The organism is Streptomyces fumanus, from assembly GCF_014655295.1.
In the GTDB taxonomy this organism is placed as follows: Bacteria; Actinomycetota; Actinomycetes; order Streptomycetales; family Streptomycetaceae; genus Streptomyces; species Streptomyces fumanus.
This window is the reverse complement of record NZ_BNBI01000008.1, coordinates 43,892-65,134: the sequence shown is the minus strand read 5'-3', so window position 1 is coordinate 65,134 and position 21,243 is coordinate 43,892. Positions and strand designations below refer to the sequence as shown.

17 protein-coding genes are annotated in these 21,243 nt (G+C 72.9%); 4 read left to right on the top strand and 13 right to left on the bottom strand.

Annotated elements, in window-relative coordinates; translation table 11 throughout:
• Positions 1-98 precede the first annotated feature (98 nt).
• The 3 genes from IE316_RS18430 to IE316_RS18420 all read right to left on the bottom strand — a co-directional run bounded on the left by IE316_RS18430 (position 99) and on the right by IE316_RS18420 (position 5,144).
• On the bottom strand, positions 99-2,075 hold the full coding sequence (locus IE316_RS18430; protein ID WP_190205487.1) for an ATP-dependent DNA helicase: 1,977 nt from the start codon (positions 2,073-2,075) through the stop codon (positions 99-101).
• A 394-nt stretch (positions 2,076-2,469) separates the two neighbouring features.
• The gene (locus tag IE316_RS18425; protein WP_190205486.1) at positions 2,470-3,255 is read right to left on the bottom strand and encodes a GNAT family N-acetyltransferase; all 786 of its coding nucleotides are present in this window, start codon (positions 3,253-3,255) and stop codon (positions 2,470-2,472) included.
• A 59-nt stretch (positions 3,256-3,314) separates the two neighbouring features.
• Positions 3,315-5,144 (bottom strand): IucA/IucC family protein, encoded by a 1,830-nt coding sequence (locus IE316_RS18420; RefSeq protein WP_190205485.1) that lies wholly within the window; start codon positions 5,142-5,144, stop codon positions 3,315-3,317.
• A gap of 648 nt (positions 5,145-5,792) precedes the next feature.
• On the opposite strand from IE316_RS18420, the gene IE316_RS18415 reads away from it, so the two are divergent.
• Positions 5,793-7,016 carry a trypsin-like serine peptidase gene (locus tag IE316_RS18415; protein WP_190205484.1) on the top strand — a complete coding sequence of 408 codons (1,224 nt, stop codon included), beginning with the start codon at positions 5,793-5,795 and terminating at the stop codon, positions 7,014-7,016.
• Between the two features lie 135 nt (positions 7,017-7,151).
• On the opposite strand, the gene hflX is transcribed toward IE316_RS18415, so the two are convergent.
• From hflX to miaA, 6 genes are all read right to left on the bottom strand, one after another.
• The gene (gene hflX, locus IE316_RS18410) at positions 7,152-8,642 is read right to left on the bottom strand and encodes a GTPase HflX (RefSeq protein WP_190205483.1); all 1,491 of its coding nucleotides are present in this window, start codon (positions 8,640-8,642) and stop codon (positions 7,152-7,154) included.
• A gap of 245 nt (positions 8,643-8,887) precedes the next feature.
• Positions 8,888-10,384 (bottom strand): M1 family metallopeptidase, encoded by a 1,497-nt coding sequence (locus IE316_RS18405; protein WP_190205482.1) that lies wholly within the window; start codon positions 10,382-10,384, stop codon positions 8,888-8,890.
• Positions 10,385-10,608: 224 nt separating this feature from the next.
• On the bottom strand, positions 10,609-12,804 hold the full coding sequence (locus tag IE316_RS18400; RefSeq protein WP_190205481.1) for a RelA/SpoT family protein: 2,196 nt from the start codon (positions 12,802-12,804) through the stop codon (positions 10,609-10,611).
• A 216-nt stretch (positions 12,805-13,020) separates the two neighbouring features.
• The gene (dapF, locus tag IE316_RS18395; RefSeq protein ID WP_190205480.1) at positions 13,021-13,890 is read right to left on the bottom strand and encodes a diaminopimelate epimerase; all 870 of its coding nucleotides are present in this window, start codon (positions 13,888-13,890) and stop codon (positions 13,021-13,023) included.
• Between the two features lie 160 nt (positions 13,891-14,050).
• A complete protein-coding gene (locus IE316_RS18390; RefSeq protein ID WP_190205794.1) occupies positions 14,051-14,557 on the bottom strand; it encodes a hypothetical protein in 507 nt (168 codons plus the stop codon).
• 108 nt (positions 14,558-14,665) lie between these two features.
• Positions 14,666-15,604: a tRNA (adenosine(37)-N6)-dimethylallyltransferase MiaA gene (miaA, locus tag IE316_RS18385; protein WP_190205479.1), complete on the bottom strand. Its 939-nt coding sequence runs from the start codon at positions 15,602-15,604 to the stop codon at positions 14,666-14,668.
• Between the two features lie 180 nt (positions 15,605-15,784).
• Here miaA and IE316_RS18380 point away from each other — a divergent pair, with 180 nt between their 5' ends.
• Both IE316_RS18380 and IE316_RS18375 read left to right on the top strand, forming a co-directional pair.
• Positions 15,785-16,042, top strand: a complete 258-nt coding sequence (locus IE316_RS18380; protein WP_190205478.1) for a hypothetical protein — start codon at positions 15,785-15,787, stop codon at positions 16,040-16,042.
• Positions 16,043-16,073: 31 nt separating this feature from the next.
• Positions 16,074-16,361: an antitoxin gene (locus tag IE316_RS18375; RefSeq protein ID WP_190205477.1), complete on the top strand. Its 288-nt coding sequence runs from the start codon at positions 16,074-16,076 to the stop codon at positions 16,359-16,361.
• Positions 16,362-16,567: 206 nt separating this feature from the next.
• Here IE316_RS18375 and IE316_RS18370 read toward each other — a convergent pair whose 3' ends face one another.
• The 4 genes from IE316_RS18370 to IE316_RS18355 form a co-directional block, all read right to left on the bottom strand.
• Complete coding sequence (locus tag IE316_RS18370) at positions 16,568-17,281, bottom strand: class III extradiol dioxygenase subunit B-like domain-containing protein (RefSeq protein WP_190205476.1); 714 nt, start codon at positions 17,279-17,281, stop codon at positions 16,568-16,570.
• A gap of 81 nt (positions 17,282-17,362) precedes the next feature.
• Positions 17,363-18,880, bottom strand: coding sequence for a tRNA (N6-isopentenyl adenosine(37)-C2)-methylthiotransferase MiaB (miaB, locus tag IE316_RS18365; protein ID WP_190205475.1), 1,518 nt, complete (start codon positions 18,878-18,880; stop codon positions 17,363-17,365).
• A 67-nt stretch (positions 18,881-18,947) separates the two neighbouring features.
• Positions 18,948-19,610: a response regulator gene (locus tag IE316_RS18360; protein ID WP_190205474.1), complete on the bottom strand. Its 663-nt coding sequence runs from the start codon at positions 19,608-19,610 to the stop codon at positions 18,948-18,950.
• A complete protein-coding gene (locus IE316_RS18355; RefSeq protein WP_190205473.1) occupies positions 19,610-20,653 on the bottom strand; it encodes a sensor histidine kinase in 1,044 nt (347 codons plus the stop codon). Before IE316_RS18355 ends, IE316_RS18360 begins: the two co-directional genes overlap by 1 nt.
• Before the next feature lie 99 nt (positions 20,654-20,752).
• Here IE316_RS18355 and IE316_RS18350 point away from each other — a divergent pair, with 99 nt between their 5' ends.
• On the top strand, positions 20,753-21,241 hold the full coding sequence (locus IE316_RS18350; RefSeq protein ID WP_190205472.1) for a cation:proton antiporter regulatory subunit: 489 nt from the start codon (positions 20,753-20,755) through the stop codon (positions 21,239-21,241).
• The last annotated feature ends 2 nt before the right edge of the window (positions 21,242-21,243 follow it).

Here is a 21,243-nt window from a genome sequence, read left to right as displayed (position 1 = left end):
CCTGTGCTGTCCGCCGGGCCACGGAGCCGGGCCCCGGAGCGGGCGGCCGCAGGATCGGCGGCTGGTCTGGCGCTGCGCCGCGTCAGACCAGCCACCGATCAGCCGGCCTCCGCCTGCCGGGCCGCCGCGTCGATGGCGGCCAGCGACTTCCGTACCTGGTTGCGGTCGGTGGTGTACCAGAAGTCCGGCAGCGACGCCTTGAGATAGCTCCCGTAGCGGGCCGTCGCCAGGCGCGGGTCCAGCACGGCGACGACTCCCCGGTCACCGGACGCCCGGACGAGACGGCCCGCGCCCTGGGCCATCAGCAGCGCGGCGTGGGTGGCGGCGACCGCCATGAAGCCGTTGCCGCCGGCCTCCTCCACCGCCTTCTGCCGGGCGCTCATCAAGGGGTCGTCGGGGCGCGGGAACGGGATCTTGTCCATGACGACGAGCTGGCAGCTCGGGCCCGGTACGTCGACGCCCTGCCAGAGCGACAGGGTGCCGAACAGGCAGGTCTTCGGGTCGGCGGCGAAGTTCTTGATCAGCTCGCCCAGGGTCTCCTCGCCCTGGAGGAGGATGGGGAACTCGGGGATACGGGAGCGCAGGTCCTCGGCGGCCATCTGGGCCGCCCGCATCGACGAGAACAGCCCCAGCGTGCGCCCCCCGGCCGCCTGGATCAACTCGGTCAGCTCGTCGAGCATGTCGGCGCGGTCGCCGTCCCGCGCGGGGCGGGCCAGGTGCTTGGCGACGTACAGGATGCCCTGTCTGCGGTAGTCGAACGGTGAACCGACGTCGATGCCCTTCCACTGCGGGACGTCGTCCCCCTGGGTGCCTTCCGGGGCGAGTCCCAGGGAGGCGCCCACACCGTTGAAGTCGCCGCCCAGCTTCAGGGTGGCCGAGGTCAGGATGACCGAGCGGTCGGAGAAGAGCTTCTCCCGCAGCAGGCCGGAGACGGACATGGGCGCCACCCGCAAGGAGGCTCCGAAGCGGTCGTGCCGCTCGTACCAGACGACGTCCCACTCCGAGCCGTTCACGATGCGCTCCGCCACGTCGTGCACGTTCTCCACGGAGGCCAGCGCCTGCTTGCGGACCGCGTCCTCGTCCTGCACGGACTTGTCGCGGGTGGCGCCGATCGCGGAGATCACCGTGCGGCAGGCGTCGCGCAGCGCCATCAGCGCGTAGCCGAGGTCCTCCGGGATCTCCTCCAGCCGGCCGGGCAGCGCCAGCTCCATCAGCCGTTCGAAGCCCTCGGAGGCGGTCTGGAGCTGGTCGGCGGCCTTTTCGTTGACGAGCTTCGCCGACCGGCGCACCGCGCGGTTGACCTGGCCGGGAGTGAGCTCGCCGGTGGCGACGCCGGTGACCCGGGAGACCAGCTCGTGCGCCTCGTCGACGATCAGCACCTCGTGCTGCGGGAGGACCGGGGCGCCCTCGATGGCGTCGATGGCGAGCAGCGCGTGGTTGGTGACGACGACCTCGGAGAGCTTGGCGCGCTCCCGGGCCATCTCGGCGAAGCACTCGGCGCCGTAGGCGCACTTCGAGGCGCCCAGGCACTCCCGCGAGGACACCGACACCTGCGACCAGGCCCGGTCGGAGACACCGGGCGTGAGGTCGTCCCGGTCACCGGTCTCGGTCTCGTCGGCCCAGTCGCGCATGCGCAGCAGGTCCTGGCCCAGTTTGCTGCTGGGGGCGGCGGCCTCGAACTGGTCGAAGAGCCCCTCTTCCTCGTCCTGCGGAACGCCCTCGTGCAGACGGTGCAGACACAGGTAGTTCGATCTGCCCTTGAGCATGGCGAACTCCGGGCGGCGGCGCAGCAGCGGGTGCAGGGCGTCCACCGTGCGCGGCAGGTCCCGCTCGACGAGCTGCCGCTGCAGGGCCAGGGTGGCGGTCGCGACGACGACCCGCTCTCCCTGGGCCAGCGCGGGCACGAGGTAACCGAGCGACTTGCCGGTGCCGGTGCCGGCCTGGACCAGCAGATGGGAGCCGTCGTCGATCGCCTCCGCGACGGCTTCGGCCATGGCCACCTGGCCGGGGCGCTCCGTGCCGCCGACAGCGGTGACGGCGGCATGCAGGAGTTCGGGGAGTGAGGGCTTCGTCATAGCGCGACCACCCTACGGCCCTGCACTGACAATCGTGCGATCACCGGGGAGGTGGGGAGGCGGATCGATGGCGGGTGCGGGGCGGAAGGGTGGGGGGGGCGGTGGGTCAGGGGCCGGCTGATGCGGGGCTGGAGGGTGCGGGGCCGGGGGAGGCGTAGGGGCCGGAGGCGGGGTCAATGGGAGGCGCTCCTTGACGGAGGGGCGGAGGGGCGGAGGGGCGGGATGCGAGGAGCGGAGGCGCGGGTGCAGAAGGGCGGAGGGGACCGGGAGGGCGCCCGGGCAGGGGGCGGGAGGGGCTGGAGAAAGCCCGGCGAATTATGAGCCGCGCGGGTGGGAACCGCTGCGGCGCGAGCGGTGTACCAGAAGTGATGGTGCTGCTCCCCGCGGCACCGCACTACGGCAGATGACGCGGAGGGCGGTCTCGGACCATGAGGGCGGCGCGCTTGGCCGGCAGTTCGACCTCGGCACAGAGCCGGAAGCCGGCGTTGAGGAAGGCGGTGATGGAGGGGGTGTTGCGGAGATCGGGTTCTGCGAGAACGCGTGCGCAGGTGTACCGCTTGTCCAGTACGAGGTCGGCGACGGCCCTGATCAAGGTGCTGCCCAGTCCGCGCCCGCGGTCCCCCGCATCGCCGATGAGGAGGTGGATGCCGGTGTCATGAGGTCGGATCGGGCAGTGCCGGGCCAGTGGGTCGAGGTCGGCCCGGTAGATCTCCCAGTAGCTCATCGGCGTGCCGTCCAGTGCGCCGATACACGGAACGCTGCGTCCGTCACCGGCGAGCTGTGCCCGGACGTGTTCCTCGGTGACGCTCGGCGGTCCGGTCAGTTCCCAGAACTCGGCGACGATCGGGTCGTTCATCCACCGGCTGATGAGCGGCAGGTCCTGTTCGACGCGGACCGGAACGAGGTGGAACACCCCCGCGGGTGTGGAGGTCGGCCCCCAGTCGGCCACACGGTCGAGCAGGTCGTCACCGCGGTCCCGTGAGCCGCCGAAGACGGTGTCCGGTGACGGCGGGAGCGCGAAGAAGTCGTCGGGCAGGCGCAGGTCCAGGGTGTCCTCGCCGTCCGTGCCGCCGGGGTCCTGGTCGGTACGAGGACTCGTGTCATCGCCGAGGCTGCTGTCGGGGCCGAGGTCGGCGGGCCAGGCGTGGCCGGCGTGGGCGCTCGCGTCAATGGGTGGCACGACATCGCTCCTGTCGGGAGGTGGAGGCGGTAGGGGTCCTCGGGTGGTTCGGTCAGTGGTCAGTGGTGGAGGGGGTTGGAGATGGTGACGTAGACGGACTGGGTGTCGACGGGTCCGACCAGTTCGTCGAGGCCGTGGATCCGGGTCAGCAGGTTGGCCTTGCAGCGCAGCACGGGTGAGTCGAGAAGCCGGGCGGGCAGGGTGCCGCGCAGCCGGCGTGGTCCGGCGGCGGCCTCGCCCAGGAAGCGTCGGAAGGCGGCGAGCAGCAGTCGCTCGTCGGCGAGGCGCTGGGAGCCGAAGGCACCCACGAGGCCGAACACGTTGTTGATGGCGAGGTAGTAGGCGAACCGCTCGTCGGTCACCTCGTCGGAGACGAACGTGTCGCTCCGCTCGCCGATGCCGGGCAACCGGCCGTCGAGTTCCGCCCGCCGGGACTCGCGGAAGTAGTAGCCCTGGTTGTCGCGGTAGCGGCCGCCTGCGGGCCAGCCGTCGGCGTCCAGGAGGAGCAGTGTGTTCTGCTGGTGCGCCTCCAGGGCGATCCCCGCTTCTCCGTCCAGCCACAGCACGGGACGTACGACCTGTTCGAGGTAGCGCAGGAACCACTCGGTGGAGACGGCCGGAAGCGGGCTGCCGGTCACGACAGCGAGACGCGTGATGATCTCGGACAGCCGGGACGGCGGGTCGGAGGCGTGCGCTTCGGTGCCGTCGGCGGAGTCCCCGGTGGCCGTGTCGGGTCGGGGTGCGACCAGTGCGGCGACGCAGGAGACGTCATCGGCGGGGCTGAAGGGGTTGTGCCGGATGACGACGTCCAGGCCGCGTACGGGGCTGCCGTCCGGTCCGTCGACCGCGAGCCAGGCCGGGTCGCGGACGATGTCGAACCCCGGGTACGCCGCCCGCCACTGCCGAGACAGGCCCTTGCGCAGCAGGCGGTGCACCTCGACGCCTCGGTGGAGTTCCTTGCGGAGGTTCTCGCGGCGGGAGTTGGTGATGTGCAGACCGAGGGACAGCTTGAGCATGACGGGAGCGCCGGTCCGGTGAACGGTGCGCAAGGAGGAGGTGGGGTACCAGGGGGCGCCATGGGTGCCGAGGTCACGCAGCAGGCCGGTGTCCAGTAGGTGCGTGATCTCTGGCCGGAGGAGGAGTTGACGCAGTTGCCATGGGTGCAGAGGGAGGGTCGCGTAGCCGTCCGGCAGGGCTGGTCCCGGGCCGGGACCGAGGCGGGCGGTCAGTCGGGGTGCGGTGACGGGGCGACCGCGCTCGGTCCAGGCGGAGTCGGTGGCGAGTACGGAAGGAGAGACAGCCAGCCAGTGGAGGGGGAAGGAGCCGCGTAGCTCTGGCGAGTAGTGCTGTGCTTCCGGTTCGGTGAGGCCCTCCCGGCTCTTCGGGGTCGGGTGCAGGGGGTGGCCGAGGAGCAGGGCCTGCTCGGCGGTGAGGAAGCGGTCGAGTAGGTCGGTCGGGTGTTCGTGACGGCGTCGGGGATCGCCGGTGGAGTGCTCAAGACCGTGCCGGATGCCGGACGGGTCGCCGGTGAGGTGCTCGCGGCGGTCCCGGATGAAGGTGGCGGTTCGGCGGACGGAGTCGGCGACGCGTGCGACGAGGTCGGCGGCGTCATCCGCCGTGCCGTCCGCGGTCTCCCGGGCGAGCAGTGCGGCGACGGTCACCGCGTCGGCCGGCCGGGCCGGGTCGGGGGCGCCTTTCAGGTACGGCTGTCCGAAGCGGTGCCAGCCGGTCGGCGACCAGTACCGGACGGGGACGGACAGGGCCGTGCCGCTCGCGGGGAGCGGGATGCGGAGCACGCCGTCGGCCGGCGCGGGGGTGTCGGTCTCACGGGTCCAGCAGCGCAGCAGGTTCTCCACGGCTGCGGCCTGTGCTGCGACATCAGGGTTCATATGCGTCAGTGGGTCGGTGGGCGGGGCTTGGCCGGGTTGCGCGGTGGCGGGGGTCGGCAGGGTCTGCGGAGGTGCGAAGTCGGGTCTCCGCGACGGCGGTTCGGAGAGGGGGGCAGAACTGGGCGGCTGTCCGGGTGCGCGGGCTTCGGAGACGAGAGAGGAGGTCACGGTGAATCCTCGGGGTGAACTGGGGTACGTGGGTGGGCGGCAGCAGCGTGGTGGGGTCTGCCGACGCTGTGGTGGCGGTACTTGGGTGATGTGATGCGGAGGAAGCGTGGCCGAGGCGGGACCACCGGTCTGCGGTCCCGCCCACGCGGCGGGGTGTCCCCCATCGCTACAACCGGCGACCGTTCACCGGGTTACGGGTCGCTCCGCGTTGCGTGTCCGGGGTCGGCCGGTGGAGCGGGGTGTGCGCGGTGGGCGTCGACCAGGCTGTCCACGGCGGGCTATCGTCCCTGCGGTTTCAGCAGATGGCCTGGTCAGGCGGCTTGTGTCCGAACCGTTGCCGTACCGCCGGAACTCCCCCACAGCGAACGCATAGTGTGTGAGGCCGTTCCAGGGCTGCCGTGAGGCCCGGTCGAACCCGGTGCGGGTTCGGGCTGAGGTCGGGTCGGCGCCGAGTACGTTCACAGCAGGGGGAGTCACACCATGCGTTCCATACGGCCGTCGTTCACCGCTCGCGGACAAAGAGGTGGGCGCCGCCGTACCTCCCGCGGGCCGGCCGCTGCCGTGCTCGCCTCGGCGCTGCTGCTCACCGCGACGGCCTGCGACTCGGGCGACGCCGAGGCGGGTGGCGAGGCTTCCGCGACCGCCGCGGACGACGGCAAGGGCGGCATCAGGATCCCGGACCACATCAAGGAGAAGCTGAAGGAACACGGGATCGACGTCGACCGGTGGAAGGACGGCGCCTGGAAGGACTGGGACAAGGACGACTGGCTGCGGGAGGCGCAGGACTTCGTCAACCCGATCATCGAGGACCTGTGGGACCCGGACCGTATGAGGGACGCCGAGGAGCCGGACCAGGAGGTCCGCGACAGCGACCTCGCCGATGACTCGGGTGTCACCGACCCGGAGCCCCGGCCGGTCGAGGCGAAGGCCGTGCCGCCGAAGTACCACGACAGCGCCGCCACGGCCGGGAAGGTGTTCTTCGACTCGCCCGAGGGCCAGATGGTCTGCTCGGCGACGGTGGTGGAGGACCCGGCGAACCCCGGCAAGTCCAACCTGGTGTGGACGGCGGGCCACTGTGTGCACGCCGGCAAGAAGGGCGGCTGGTACCGCAACCTCGCGTTCGTGCCGTCGTACAACGACACCGGTATGTCGAACGAGGAACTGCAGACCGCCTCCAAGGAGGAGGTCGCTCCCTACGGTGTGTGGTGGGCCGACTGGGCGGGGACCTCGCAGCAGTGGATCGAGCAGGGCGGCTCGACGGGCGGCGACGGCGCCTCGTACGACTTCGCGGTGATCCATGTGACGCCGGAGGAGGGCAGTGGCGGCAAGTCGCTGGAGGAGACGGTCGGTTCGGCGCTGCCGGTGGACTTCGACGCGCCCTCGGTGCAGAAGGTGCCCAGCGTGAAGGCGATCGGCTACCCGGCCGCGCCGCCGTACGACGGTCAGACGCTGTACCAGTGCGAGGACAGGCCGGGCAGGCTGTCGATCGCCGCGGCGGACCCGACGATGTACCGGATCGGCTGCACCATGACCGGCGGTTCGTCGGGCGGCGGCTGGGTCGCGGCCGGTTCCGACGGGAAGCCGGCGCTGGTGTCCAACACCTCGATCGGTCCGGTGACCGCGGGCTGGCTCGCCGGTCCGCGGCTGGGCAAGGAGGCCGAGGGCGTGTACGACGCGGTCAGCGATAAGTTCGCCGGCCAGTGACCGGCGGCGTGCGGCGCCCCGGCCGGCGCCGCACGCGGAACGCGCGGTGAGGCAGCGGCCGGTGCAGGACCGAGGGCCCGTCCCCTGCGTCGGCAGGAGACGGGCCCTCGGTCGTCAGGTCGGGCGGGCTCGCGGTCAGGCGAGGGGCGCCGGGGCGTACGGAGTGAGTTCCGCCGCCAGTTCCTCGTGCACCCGCACCTTGAGCAGGGTGCCGTCGGCGGTGTGCTCCTCGGAGAGGATCTCGCCCTCGTCGTGGGCGCGGGCGACCAGCTTGCCGTGCGTGTACGGGACCAGGGCCTCGATCTCGACGGACGGGCGGGGCAGCTCGTTGTCGATGAGCGCGAGCAGCTCCTCGATGCCGGCGCCCGTGCGGGCGGAGACGGCGATGGAGTGCTTCTCGACCCGCATCAGCCGCTGGAGGACCAGCGGATCGGCCAGGTCGGCCTTGTTGATCACGACGATCTCGGGTACGCCGGTGGCACCGACATCCCTGATCACCTCGCGTACGGCGGCCAACTGCTCCTCCGGCGCCGGGTGCGAACCGTCGACCACGTGCAGGATCAGGTCGGAGTCGCCGACCTCCTCCATGGTGGAGCGGAACGCCTCGACGAGGTGGTGCGGCAGGTGCCGGACGAAGCCGACGGTGTCCGCCAGCGTGTACAGCCGCCCGCTCGGCGTCTCGGCCCGGCGCACGGTCGGGTCGAGGGTCGCGAACAGCGCGTTCTCGACCAGGACGCCCGCGCCGGTGAGGCGGTTGAGCAGGGAGGACTTGCCGGCGTTGGTGTAGCCCGCGATGGCGACGGACGGCACCTTGTTCCGCCGGCGCTCCTGGCGCTTGATCTCGCGGCCGGTCTTCATCTCCGCGATCTCCCGGCGCATCTTCGCCATCTTCTCGCGGATCCGGCGCCGGTCCGTCTCGATCTTGGTCTCACCGGGGCCGCGGGTCGCCAGACCACCGCGACCGCCACCCATCTGCCGGGACAGGGACTGACCCCAGCCGCGGAGCCTCGGCAGCATGTACTGCATCTGCGCGAGCGCCACCTGCGCCTTGCCCTCCCGGGACTTGGCGTGCTGGGCGAAGATGTCGAGGATCAGGGCCGTCCGGTCGATGACCTTGACCTTGACGACGTCCTCCAACTGGATGAGCTGGCCGGGGCTCAGCTCACCGTCGCAGATGACGGTGTCCGCGCCCGTCTCGTGCACGATGTCGCGCAGTTCCTCGGCCTTGCCGGAGCCGATGTAGGTGGCGGCGTCGGGCTTGTCGCGGCGCTGGATGACACCGTCGAGCACGAGCGCGCCGGCGGTCTCGGCGAGGGCGGCCAGCTCCGCGAGGGAGTTCTCCGCGTCCTGGGCCGTGCCCGAGGTCCAGACGCCGACGAGGACGACCCGCTCCAGGCGGAGCTGCCGGTACTCGACCTCGGTGACGTCCTCCAGCTCGGTGGAGAGGCCCACGACCCGGCGCAGGGCCGCGCGCTCGGAGCGGTCGAACTGGTCGCCGTCCCACGCTCCGTCGTTTCCGTTGCTCCAGGCGACGTCCTCTTCCATCAGGGCATCGGCCCGAAGACCCTCGGGGTAGGTGTGCGCGAGGCGCGTGGTGTCCTGGGAAGGGGAAGAAGAGGAGGTCATTGGATCCTTAGTGTCTGGGGGATGAATCGCGCGGCGCTTTCCCGCGTCGTAGATGACAACGCACGAGACGCTGCGGGGATTCCCGCGTTCGTGCCGCGTCGTCCCGGAAATGGTCGCACGGCACGGGCCGTCTCGTCATCGGCTTATTCCCCCGCCGGCCGGAGAAATGCGGTCGCGGCGAGGCGGTAGTACCTGGGCATTGGGTGGGCCGGCATTCGGCGCACACCCGTTCAGACCGCGGGGATTCAGTGCGTGGGCGCGGGCGTGGCGGTCGTCGTGGTCGGCTTCCAGTCCGGGTGGCCCGGCATCGGCGGGGTCTTCTCGTCGTACAGCCAGCCGTGGAAGAAGCCGTTCAGGTCGCGGCCGGCGAGGTCGGAGGCGAGGCGGACGAAATCGGCGGTGGTCGCCGTGCCGTCGCGGTGGCGGGTCACCCAGGCGCGTTCGAGGCGTCCGAAGGCGGGGCGGCCGATCTCCTGGCGGAGCGCGTAGAGGACGAGGGCGGCGCCGTCGTAGACGTTGGGCCGGAAGATGCTGGTCTTCCGGCCCGGATCGGGCGCCTTGGGGGCGGCCGGGGGCCCGCCGGCGGCGCGCCAGCGGTCGGATGCGCCGTACGCGGCCTTCATGCGCTCGACGAGCGGTTTGCCCGCCGTCTCTTCCGCATAGAGGGCCTCGTACCAGGTGGCGTGTCCTTCGTTGAGCCACAGGTCGGACCAGGTGCGCGGGCTGACGCTGTCGCCGAACCACTGGTGGGACAGCTCGTGCACCATGATCGACTCGACGTACCAGCGGGGGTAGGCGGGCTCGGTGAACAGTTCCCTCTCGAAGAGGGAGAGGGTCTGCGTCTCGAGTTCGAATCCGGTGTCCGCGTCGGCCAGGAGCAGGCCGTACGTCTCGAACGGGTAGCGGCCGACCTTCTCCTCCAGCCAGGCGATCTGGCCGGGTGTCTCCTTCAGCCAGGGTTCGAGGGCCGCGCGGTGCTTCGTGGGCACGACGTCCCGTACGGGGAGCCCGTGCGGGCCGGCGCGGTGCAGGACCGTGGAGCGGCCGATGGAGACCTGGGCGAGTTCGGTGGCCATGGGGTGCTGGACGCGGTACGTCCAGGTGGTCGCGCCACCGGTCCGCTCGCGGCCGGCGGGGAGGCCGTTCGCGACGGCGGTGTGGCCGTCGGGGGCGGTGACGCGGATGGTGAACCACGCCTTGTCGGAGGGGTGGTCGTTGCAGGGGAAGACCAGGTGGGCGGCGTCGGCCTGGTTGGCCATGGCGAGGCCGTCCGCGGTGCGCACCCAGCCGCCTTCGTGGCCGCCGGAGTGCACGGGGTCGCTGGTGTGCCGCACGGTGATCCGCGTCCGCTCCCCCTCGTCCAGCGCGTCCCGGGGCGTGACCACCAGGTCCTCACCGGCGGTGGTGAAGCCGGCCGGCTCGCCGTCGACCTCGACCGAGTCGACCGTGCCGTGCGTGAAGTCGAGGTTGATCCGCTCCAGGTCGGCCGTGATCCGGGCGTCGATGGTGGTGACGGCCCGCAGCGGTTTGCTGTTGTCGCCGGCGTAGGTGAAGGACAGGTCGTACGCCGTCACGTCGTAGCCGGGGTTGCCGAGGTGCGGGAAGAGGCGGTCGCCGATGCCCAGCGGGGCCGGCGGGGCGCTCGCGGCGACCAGGCAGACGGAGGCGGCCGAGGCGAGCAGCGCCACGGCGCGGAGCCGTCGCCGGGGACGGACGGTCGGGGTGTCGGGGGTGTGCGGCATCCCCCACGGCTACCAGCGCGCACGTGCCCGACGGCGACGGCGCGCGCCGATCGCACCCGAACGGGGGTTGTGCCCGGAGCGCGGGGCGACCCCGCACGCGCGTCCCGGCACACGCGTCCCGGCGCGCGCATCGCGGCGTACGCGTCGCGGCACGCGCGTCACGGCGTACGCGTCCCGGCGTGCGCGTGCCGGGAGGCGCACGCCGGGTCGGTCCGTTCCCCCGCTCAAACCCCCGACGGCTGCGGCTGCGCCCGGCTCACGTCGTACACGCCCGCCACGTCGCGCATGGCGCGCATGAGGGCGGGGAGGTGGGCGGCGTCCGGGAGCTGGACGGTGTAGGTGTGGCGGACGCGCTGGCGGTCCGGGGGTTCGACGGTGGCGGAGACGATCTGGGCGCCCTCGGCGGCCATGGCCTCGGTGAGATCGGCGAGGAGATGAGGACGGACGAACGATTCGGCAAGCAGGGTGACCCGGCACTCGGTGGTGTCCCCCCAGCGCACACCGACCTCCGGGCGCCCCCCGCTCTTCATGCGCGCCACCACGGCGCACCCCGCGCGGTGCACGGTGACCACGCCCCCGCGTACGGCGAAGCCGGTGACCTCGTCGGGCGGTACGGGTGTGCAGCAGCGGGCCAGCCGCACGGTGACGCCGGGAAGGTCGACGAGGACGTCGGGGGTGGCGGGCCGGCCGGCCGGCGCCCCGGTGGCGGCACGGCGGACCAGCGGCCCCCCGTCGGCCCGCCGCTCGGCACCGGGCCGGGCGCCATCCCCGACGGTATCGGCGGCGGGGGCGGCGGCGTCGGCGGCCGGGTGAGCGGCGAGCCAGCGCTGGATGGCGATGCGGGCGGCGGGGGTGTGGGCGTGCTCCAGCCACTCCCGGGACGGCTCGGAGGCCGGGTCCTGGCCCATGAGGAGCTGCACGGTGTCGCCGTCCTTGAGGACCGTGCTCAGGGTGGCCAGCCGGCCGTTCACCCGGGCGCCGATGCAGGCGTGGGCGTCGTCGCCGTACTGCGCGTACGCGGCGTCCACGCAGGTGGCGCCCTCGGGCAGGCCCAGGGTGCCGCCGTCGGGCCGGAAGACGGTGATCTCCCGGTCCTGGGCGAGGTCCTCGCGGAGGGTGGACCAGAAGGTGTCGGGGTCGGGCGCGGCGCGCTGCCAGTCGAGGAGCCGGGAGAGCCAGCCGGGGCGGGTGGGGTCGACCCGTTCCCCGTCGCCCGCGGACTGTTCCTCGGCGGGGGCGGCGTAGGGGTTGCCGAGCGCGACGACGCCCGCCTCGGCGACCTTGTGCATCTGGTGGGTGCGGATGAGGACCTCGACCACCTGGCCGTCGTCCTTGCGGGCCACCGCGGTGTGCAGCGACTGGTACAGGTTGAACTTCGGTACGGCGATGAAGTCCTTGAACTCCGAGACGACGGGCGTCATACAGGTGTGCAGTTCGCCCAGGACGGCGTAACAGTCGGCGTCCTCGTTGACCAGGACCAGCAGGCGGCCGAAGTCGGCGCCGCCGAGCGTGCCGCGTTTGCGGGCGACGCGGTGCACGGAGACGAAGTGGCGGGGCCGGATCAGCACCTCGGCGGGGATGTCGGCCTCGCGGAGCACGGCGCGCACCTCGTCGGCGGTGCTGGCGAGGGGGTCGTCCGCGCGGGCGGCGTTCCGGGCGATCAGCTCCCTGGTGTGCGCGTACTCCTCGGGGCACAGGACCGCGAAGACGAGGTCCTCCAGCTCGGTCTTGAGGGCCTGGACGCCGAGCCGTTCGGCGAGCGGGATGAGGACGTCACGGGTCACCCTGGCGATGCGTTCCTGCTTCTCGCGGCGCATCACACCGAGGGTGCGCATGTTGTGCAGCCGGTCGGCGAGTTTGATCGACATCACGCGGACGTCGTTGCCGGTGGCGACGAGCATCTTGCGGAAGGTCTCGGGCTCGGCGGCGGCGCCGTAGTCGACTTTCTCGAGTTTGGTGACGCCGTCGACGAGGTAGCGGACCTCCTCGCCGAACTGCTCGCGGACCTGCTCCAGGGTGACGTCGGTGTCCTCGACGGTGTCGTGCAGCAGGGAGGCGGTGAGGGTGGTGGTCTCCGCGCCCAGCTCGGCGAGGATGAGGGTCACAGCGAGCGGGTGGGTGATGTACGGCTCGCCGCTCTTGCGCATCTGGCCGCGGTGCGAGGACTCGGCGAGCAGATAGGCGCGGCGCAGGATGTCGAGGTCGGCGTCGGGGTGGTGGGCGCGGTGGGCCTCCACGACGTGGCCGATGGCGTCGGGCAGCCGGTGGCGGGCGGCGGGGCCGAGCAGCGCGGCGCGGCCCAGGCGGCGCAGGTCGAGCCGGGAGCGGGTCCTCCTGCGGGGCGCCGGCGGGGTGACGGCACCGGCGATTGCGGGCGTCACGGGGCCTGGGGTCGCGGGTTTCGCGGCCTCCGCGTTCATGGGCACCTCCGGCTGCGTCGACCGGCGGACGGGGCGCCCCAGGGCGGACACGGCTCAGGGGACGGCATCGGTCCCCCGTCCGGGCCGGTGCTTGATGCTATCGAGCCCATCACGTGCGGCCGACCGCCTCTCGCCGAGCGTGAAACGGATCACCCATTCGAGCGAAGGCCATCGGGTTTACGTTTCCGTACGGAGCGCCGCACTCCGGTCGCCGCCTCAGACGGCGGCCCCCGCCAGCCACTCCGCGTCGATCTCGCCCTCGGCGACGATCACCGCCGGACCGGTCATCTCGATCTCGCCGTCCGGCCGCTCGGTGATCACCAGTGTGCCGCCGGGGACATCGACCCGGTACGTCACCGGGGTGCCGGTGACGGCCGGGTCGGCGCCGTCCCGGCGGGCGGCGGCGACGGCGACGGCGCACGCGCCCGTGCCGCACGAGCGGGTCTCCCCGGCGCCGCGCTCGTGCACGCGCATGGCGACGTGGCCGGGGCCGCGGTCGGCCACGAACTCGACGTTCACCCCGTCCGGGTAGGCGCCGGCCGGGCTGTACGGGGGCGGGGCGAGCAGGTCGCCCGCGTGCGCGAGGTCGGCGACGAAGGCGACGGCGTGCGGGTTGCCCATGTTCACGTTCCGCGCGGGCCATCTGCGCTCGCCGACGCTCACCGTCACCTCGCCCTCGGGGAGCAGGGCCCGGCCCATGCCGACGGTGATGTCGCCGTCCTTCGCGATGTGCACGGTCTTCACGCCCCCGCGCGTGGCGACGGCGAGGTCGCCCTCGGTGGCGTGCCCGGCGCGCTGGAGGTAGCGCGCGAAGACCCGTACGCCGTTGCCGCACATCTCGGCGATCGAGCCGTCGCCGTTGCGGTAGTCCATGAACCACTCGGCCTCGGCGGCCAGGTGCCGGGCGTCGGGATGGGCGGCGGACCGCACCACGTGCAGCAGTCCGTCACCGCCGATGCCGGCGCGGCGGTCGCACAGGGCGGCGACGGCGGCCGGGGGCAGGTCGACGGCGTTCTCCGGGTCGGGGACGATCACGAAGTCGTTCTCGGTCCCGTGACCCTTGAGGAAGGCGATCCGCGTGCTCATTCCTCGATCGTACGGCGTGGGTACGACAGCGCGGCGGCGGCCTCGGCCCGCGCAGGGGGGCCACGGCGTGCGCGTTCCTCGGCCGTACGGCGGCGGCCCCGGCCGCCCAGGCGGCCACGGCGTGCGCGTACCTGAACCGTACGGCGCCGGTACGCCGGCCTCAGCCGCGCAGGCGGGCCACTCGCCACACGGCCAGGACGACGACCGCGGCGACCGTCACGGCGTAGCCGAGGACGACCCGCCAGTCGGGGCGGCGGCCGGAACCGCGCTGGGGCAGGCCGGGCCAGGTGTGGCCCACGCGGCGGGCGGCCATCATGCCCCAGCCGGCCGCGCAGGAGCAGATCAGCAGTCCGAGCATCGCGATCACCGCGCCGCTGTCGCCGAAGTCGAAGGCGAGCGGGAAGGCGAACATCAGGGAGCCGACCGCTGCCAGGCAGACGATGGGCGCGAGCTGCCAGAGGCGCAGCCGTCGCTGCGGGCGCAGCTCGACCTCGACCTCCTCGCCGCCCGGGTACATCTCGTCGGGCGCGGGGCCGTCGGCCGTCACACCGTCCGGCGTCTGGTCCGGACCGTCGGGGCTCAGACGGCCTCCGTCCGGCTCCGGTTCGCCTCGGTCGGCGGTCACCGGTTCGGTGCCCGGTGCGGTGTCGCGAGGGCCGGCCTCCATCGCCACGCGCCCTCCCAACTTGGACTCCACTTGGTCGATCGAAGCTCGATGATGGCACGCCGCCGCAGGGCGGGATGACGGCCGGGGCGTCCCGATGCCATGACGTGATCAGGCTGTAACCGGTCGTTCGACCAACGACAGGGCGAGCCGCGGAAGTTCCGTCAGATCCGCCGCGGCCCCACTCAACCAGTGCACCCGGGGATCGCGCCTGAACCATGAATCCTGACGGCGCGCGAAGCGTTTGGTGGCGCGGACGGTCTCCTCCCGGGCCTCCTCCAGGGTGCACTCGCCGGCCAGGGCCGCGAGCACCTGCTGGTAGCCGAGCGCGCGCGAGGCCGTACGCCCCTCTCGCAACCCTCGCGCCTCCAGTGCGCGTACTTCGTCCACCAGGCCGGCCTGCCACATCCGGTCGACCCGGCGCGCGATGCGGTCGTCCAGTTCCGGACGGGTCACGTCGACGCCGATCTGCACGGTGTCGTAGACGGAGTCGTGGCCGGGGAGATTGGCGGTGAAGGGGCGGCCGGTGATCTCGATCACCTCCAGGGCGCGGACGATCCGGCGGCCGTTGCTGGGCAGGATCGCCCGCGCGGCCTCCGGGTCGGCGGCGGCCAGCCGGGCGTGCAGCGCCCCGGAGCCACGCAGGGTCAGCTCCTCCTCCAGGCGGGCCCGGACCCCGGGGTCGGTGCCGGGGAACTCCAGGTTGTCGACGGCCCCGCGGACGTACAGGCCGGAGCCGCCGACGAGGATCGGCCAGCGGCCTTCGGCCAGCAGGGCGTCGATCCGCTCCCGGGCGAGGCGCTGGTACTCGGCGACGGAGGCGGTGACGGTCACGTCCCAGACGTCCAGGAGGTGGTGCGGCACTCCCGCGCGTTCCTCGGGCGTCAGCTTGGCGGTGCCGATGTCCATCCCTCGGTAGAGCTGCATGGAGTCGGCGTTGACGACCTCGCCGCCGAGCCGTTGGGCCAGGAAGACGCCCAGATCGGACTTTCCGGCCGCGGTCGGTCCGACGACGGCGATGACGCGGGGGGCGGGGGGTGCACTGCTCACCGCCCCAGTCTCGCAAACCCGCCGCCGCGGTCTCGAACGAGTTACGTGACGGCACGCTTTCGGGGTCGTTGCCCGTTGCGAGGTTTCCGCCTCCCGATCCGGGGGCGGTGGCCCGGTGGCGCGATCGGACGCACCGGGTGACGCGGGAATTCGCCCGCACGAGTACGGTATGGAGTTGATATGGGCGTTTTTGCACGACTTCTTCGGAGGTCGAAGGCCACGGAGGAGGCGACGGCCGCCGAGGCGCGGACCGGGGCGGCGGTTCCGGAGCCCACGCCCGGGGCGGCAGCGGCACCGGGTGCGGCCGGCACGGGTGAGCAGAGGGCGGCGCGGCCGGAGGCGGAGGAGGCCGCCGGGTCCGACGGCGTCGACATCCCCCAGCAGCAGTCCTCCGGCGAGGCCGCCGACAACGAGGCCGGCGAGGGCGCCCGCACATAACCACCGCGAAGCACGCGAGGGAAGGCGAACCATGGGTCTCCTGGACAATTTGAAGGCCAAGCTGGGCCCGGCCAAGGGCAAGGTCTCGGACCTCGCGCAGCAGCACGGGGACAAGATCCAGCACGGGCTCGACCGGGCGGCGAAGGCCGTCGACGAGAAGACCAAGGGCAAGTACAGCGACCGGATCCAGTCCGGTACGGGCAAGGCCAAGGACGCCATGGAGCGCCTCGCGCACCAGGAGGGCACCGGTCCGGGTCCGGGCGCCGGTCCCGACGCCGGCGGCGGTACGCCGAACGGGCCCAGGCCCCCGGTCTCCTGAGCGGCGCGTCCCCCGGCACGCCCGGGGGACGGACAGCACCGGACACTCGACGGCGGACGGCCGCGGAGCACTCGCTTCCCGGCCGTCCGCCGTCGTGTGTGCGGCGGCTCGGGCCGGGAGGGCGCCGCGGGGTGCGGGTGGCTGTCTCTCCGAGGCCGCCGCGGGGTGGGGCCACAGCGAGACGCAGGCGTCCCGCAGGCGCGTCCCTACGACCAGGCCGCCACCACGTATCCCACCCCGTACGGCGCGTCCTCGTACAGCAGTGTCCCGGCGAGGGACGCGTCCTCGGCGGCGCCCGCGAGGACCTGCCAGGGGGCGCGGCCGGACACCTTCAGCTCGCGGGCCAGACCGGCGTCCAGCGCGGCCAGGGCGGCCAGGTCGGCCGAGCCGAGGGCACGGGCCGCCTCCGCGTCGAAGGGCTCGGCCCGATCGTCCAGGTACCCGGGTGCCTTGACCGTGCGGCACGCGCTGGCGTCGCCCAGCACGAGCAGCGCCGTCCGCCCCGGCCGCGCGGCGAGGTCCCGCCCCAGATCGGCGCAGCGCCCGGCCGGGAGCGCCTCGCCCACGCCGAGCGCCTCGACCGGGGCGTCGGACCATCCGGCGCGCTCCAGCAGCCAGGCGCCCACGGCGAGCCCGTACGGCAGCTCCGGCCCCGGCCCCTCGCCCTTGTCCGCGCCCAGCCGTACGTCCACGTCCACGCCGAAGCCGCGGAACGTGCCCCGGGTGCCCTCCGGGTACGTCTCGGGGCCGGTGCCCTCGGCCGGGCCGACGAGCAGCAGGCGGTCGGGCCGGGCGGCGGCGAGCACGCCCAGCGCGTCCGCGCACGCGGCCCGCGCGGCGTCCAGCTCGGGTGCGGCACCCGCGGCGACCTCGGGGACCAGCAGGGGCGGGCAGGGGCAGACTGCGGCGGCGACAAGCATGATCGGCAGCGTAACCCCGCCGGACCGCCGCCCCGCGCCCGGCCACGGGGTCGAGCCGATAGCTGACCGGGCGCCGGCGGGTCAGTCGCAGCCGCAGCCGCTCGCCACGGCCGGCAAGGGCTCCGGTGCGCCGATCTTCGGCAGGCCCAGCATGACGCCGGACGGTGCCGGCCGCTCGGCCGCGTTGCGCTTCTCCCAGGCGTCGCCCGCGCGGGTGCGGCGCACGTCGAGCACCGGGCCCTCGGCGAGGAGGTGGTGCGGGGCGGCGTAGGTGACCTCGACGGTGACCACGTCGCCGGGGCGGATCTCCTGGTCGGGCTTGGTGAAGTGGACCAGGCGGTTGTCGGGGGCGCGGCCGGACAGGCGGTGGGTGGTGCCGTCCTTGCGGCCCTCGCCCTCGGCGACCATCAGCTCCAGGGTGCGGCCGACCTGCTTCTTGTTCTCCTTCCAGGAGATCTCCTCCTGGAGGGCGACCAGCCGCTCGTAACGGGCCTGGACGACCTCCTTGGGGATCTGGCCGTCCATCTCGGCGGCCGGGGTGCCAGGCCGCTTGGAGTACTGGAAGGTGAACGCCTGGGCGAATCTGGCCTCGCGGACGACGTGCAGGGTCTGCTCGAAGTCCGCCTCGGTCTCGCCGGGGAAGCCCACGATGATGTCGGTGGTGATCGCCGCGTGCGGGATGGCGGCGCGGACCTTCTCGATGATCCCGAGGTAGCGCTCCTGGCGGTAGGAGCGGCGCATCGCCTTGAGGACCGGGTCGGAGCCGGACTGCAGCGGCATGTGGAGCTGCGGCATCACGTTGGGCGTCTCGGCCATGGCGGCGATGACGTCGTCGGTGAAGTCGCGCGGGTGCGGGGAGGTGAAGCGGACCCGCTCCAGGCCGTCGATGGTGCCGCAGGCCCGCAGCAGCTTGCTGAACGCCTCGCGGTCGCCGATGTCCGAGCCGTACGCGTTCACGTTCTGCCCGAGCAGGGTGATCTCGGAGACGCCCTCGGCGACCAGGGCCTCGACCTCGGCGAGGATGTCGCCGGGGCGGCGGTCCTTCTCCTTGCCGCGCAGCGCGGGGACGATGCAGAAGGTGCACGTGTTGTTGCAGCCCACCGAGATGGAGACCCAGGCGGCGTAGGCGCTCTCCCGGCGGGTGGGCAGCGTGGACGGGAACGCCTCCAGGGACTCGGCGATCTCGACCTGCGCCTCCTCCTGGACGCGGGCGCGCTCCAGCAGGACCGGCAGCTTGCCGATGTTGTGCGTGCCGAAGACGACGTCCACCCAGGGGGCGCGCTGGACGATGGTGTCGCGGTCCTTCTGGGCCAGGCAGCCGCCTACGGCGATCTGCATGCCGGGCCGGCGGGCCTTCTTGGGGGCGAGGTGGCCGAGGTTGCCGTACAGCTTGTTGTCGGCGTTCTCCCGTACCGCGCAGGTGTTGAAGACGATCACGTCCGCGTCGCCGTCGGAGCCCTCGGGGGCGCGGACGTACCCGGCGTCCTCCAGCAGACCGGACAATCGCTCGGAGTCGTGGACGTTCATCTGGCACCCGTAGGTGCGTACCTCGTACGTGCGTGTGCCGCCCACTGACTGGCTCCGGTCGATGCTGCTCATGGCAATAAGGGTAGGCGGTCGGCGGCGGTGTCCCGGGCCGCCTGTGGACAACTGCCGTACCCGCAGGTCAGGGCTCTATGAGGCCCGCGCGGATCGCGTACCGGGTCAGTTCCAGCCGGTCGCGGACGCCGAGTTTCTGGAGCAGGTTGGCGCGGTGGCGTTCGACGGTCTTGGCGCTGATGAACAGCAGTTCGCCGATCTCCTTGGAGGTGTGGCCCTCGGCGACGAGCTTGAGGATCTCCTCCTCGCGTTCGGTGATCGGCCGTTCGGGCAGGCCGTCGCCGCGGTGCAGGCGGTCGAGGTAGGCGCGGACCAGGGCGCGTTCGGCGCCCGGGTAGATGAACGGTTCGTCGCGGACGGCCGCCCGGCACGCCTCGACGAGGTCGCGGTCGGCGACGGACTTGAGGACGAAGCCGGAGGCGCCCGCCTTGAGGGCCTCGAAGAAGTACTGCTCGTTGTCGTACATCGTCAGGATGAGGATGCGCAGGGCGGGCAGGCGGCGGGAGAGTTCGCGGGCGGCCTGCAGGCCGGTCATGCGGGGCATCGCGACGTCCAGGACGGCGAGGTCGACGTCGGTGGCGCGGGCCGCGGCGACCGCCTCGGCGCCGTCCCCGGCCTCGGCGACGACGGTCAGGTCGGGTTCGCCGTCGAGGATCAGGCGTACGCCCCGGCGTACCAGGGTGTGGTCGTCGGCGAGCAGGACGCGGATCGGGGGCGGCGGTGCGGGCATCAGTGGCCTCCGGTCGCGGCGGGGACGCGCAGGCGGATCTCGGTGCCCGCGTCCGGGCCGGGTACCACGGTGAGCGCGGCGCCTATCAGCAGGGCGCGTTCCCGCATGCCGCTGATGCCGGTGCCCTCGGGGGCGTCGCCGATGCCGGTGCCGTTGTCGGCGACGACGAGTTCGACGCCGTCGGGGAGGCGGCGCAGGCTGAGGTCGGCGCGGTCGGCGCCGGAGTGCCGGACGGTGTTGGTCAGGCCCTCCTGGGCGACGCGGTAGAGCACGAGTTCGATCTCCGGGGTGAGCGGGGGCAGGTCGCCGGGGACGTGGTGGCGGACGGTCAGGCCGTGGTGGGTGAACTCGGTGGCGAGCGAGCGCAGGGCGCTGGCCAGGCCGAGTTCCTCCAGGACGCCGGGGCGCAGCCGGCGGGCGATGCGGCGGATCTCGTCCAGGCCGGCCCGGGTGGCCTCCTGGGTCAGGGTCACCTCGTCGCGCAGGTCGGCGGGGACCCGGTCGGCGACCCGCTTGAGCTGGAGCAGGACGGCGGTGAGGGTCTGGCCGACCTCGTCGTGCAGTTCCCGGGCGATGCGGTGCCGTTCGCGTTCCTGGGCGTGCAGGGCGCGGGCGGCTCCGGCGGCGCGTTCGGCCTGGAGCCGGTCGAGCATGGTGTTGTACGTGGCGATCAGCTCGGCGGCCTCGGCGGGTCCGGCGACCGTCGGGCGGGCCCCGGGGCGCAACAGGTCGGCGGTGGCCATGGCGCGGCCGAGCCGCTTGAGCGGGGTGAGGCCGAGCCGCAGGACGACCGCGTTGCCGGCCAGCAGCACCAGCAGCCCGGTCAGCAGGATCAGTGCCTCGTGCGGCAGTACGGGGGTGGAGACGGTGACCGGGCCGAGGAGCAGCGCGGTGGCCACGACCAGGCCGGCGGCGTTGAGCGAGAAGATCCGCCAGAACAGCGACACGGTCCTCTTTCCGCTCCTCCCGGCCTTCGCGCACGACACCGCCGGGGCAAGCCTCGCCGCCCGCGCCCGGCTGCGTATATCCGTCACGACACCCATATCGCCACCGTACGCGCGGGTGACAGCATGGCGAGGCGCCGCCGGACCCGTGGAACGGCCGGGGCGCGGTACGACGCGAGACGAACGAGGGGAAGACACGTGTCCGCTCCACGCCTGAGGGCGACGCCGCTGCCGGGTATCGGGGTGCAGTACGACCTGGTGACCCGGGACCGCCGGCATCTGTCGGTGGTGGCGCACCGCGACGGCGCCCGCACGGTCAATGTGTACCGGTCCGACGACCCCGACTCCTGCGCGCACTCACTGAAGCTGACCGGCCCGGAGGCGGGCGCCCTGATCGATGCCCTGCAGCCGTCCCATCACAGCGCGAGCCTGCTGCACACCACCTCCGGCCTGGGGCTGGTGGCCGAGCGGATCGAGGTGGCGGCGACCTCGCGCTGGAACGGGCGGGTGCTGGGCGAGACCCGGATGCGTACCGAGACGGGCGCGTCGATCGTGGCCGTGCTGCGGCACGCCGAGGCGATCCCGTCGCCCGCGCCGGACTTCCGGCTGGTGGGCGGTGACACCTTGATCGTGATCGGTACCCGTGAGGGTGTCGACGCCGCCGCGGCGATACTTGGGCGGGAGTGACC

What these genes read in the sequence shown, in the direction of transcription:
- IE316_RS18360 (WP_190205474.1), bottom strand. Translation starts at nt 19,610, where the DNA reads ATGCCCGCACCGCCGCCCCCGATCCGCGTCCTGCTCGCCGACGACCAC.
- IE316_RS18380 (WP_190205478.1), top strand. Translation starts at nt 15,785, where the DNA reads ATGGGCGTTTTTGCACGACTTCTTCGGAGGTCGAAGGCCACGGAGGAG.
- miaB (WP_190205475.1), bottom strand. Translation starts at nt 18,880, where the DNA reads ATGAGCAGCATCGACCGGAGCCAGTCAGTGGGCGGCACACGCACGTAC.
- IE316_RS18415 (WP_190205484.1), top strand. Translation starts at nt 5,793, where the DNA reads ATGCGTTCCATACGGCCGTCGTTCACCGCTCGCGGACAAAGAGGTGGG.
- hflX (WP_190205483.1), bottom strand. Translation starts at nt 8,642, where the DNA reads ATGACCTCCTCTTCTTCCCCTTCCCAGGACACCACGCGCCTCGCGCAC.
- IE316_RS18375 (WP_190205477.1), top strand. Translation starts at nt 16,074, where the DNA reads ATGGGTCTCCTGGACAATTTGAAGGCCAAGCTGGGCCCGGCCAAGGGC.
- IE316_RS18430 (WP_190205487.1), bottom strand. Translation starts at nt 2,075, where the DNA reads ATGACGAAGCCCTCACTCCCCGAACTCCTGCATGCCGCCGTCACCGCT.
- IE316_RS18355 (WP_190205473.1), bottom strand. Translation starts at nt 20,653, where the DNA reads ATGGGTGTCGTGACGGATATACGCAGCCGGGCGCGGGCGGCGAGGCTT.
- IE316_RS18405 (WP_190205482.1), bottom strand. Translation starts at nt 10,384, where the DNA reads ATGCCGCACACCCCCGACACCCCGACCGTCCGTCCCCGGCGACGGCTC.
- IE316_RS18400 (WP_190205481.1), bottom strand. Translation starts at nt 12,804, where the DNA reads ATGAACGCGGAGGCCGCGAAACCCGCGACCCCAGGCCCCGTGACGCCC.
- IE316_RS18420 (WP_190205485.1), bottom strand. Translation starts at nt 5,144, where the DNA reads ATGAACCCTGATGTCGCAGCACAGGCCGCAGCCGTGGAGAACCTGCTG.
- IE316_RS18390 (WP_190205794.1), bottom strand. Translation starts at nt 14,557, where the DNA reads ATGGAGGCCGGCCCTCGCGACACCGCACCGGGCACCGAACCGGTGACC.
- IE316_RS18370 (WP_190205476.1), bottom strand. Translation starts at nt 17,281, where the DNA reads ATGCTTGTCGCCGCCGCAGTCTGCCCCTGCCCGCCCCTGCTGGTCCCC.
- dapF (WP_190205480.1), bottom strand. Translation starts at nt 13,890, where the DNA reads ATGAGCACGCGGATCGCCTTCCTCAAGGGTCACGGGACCGAGAACGAC.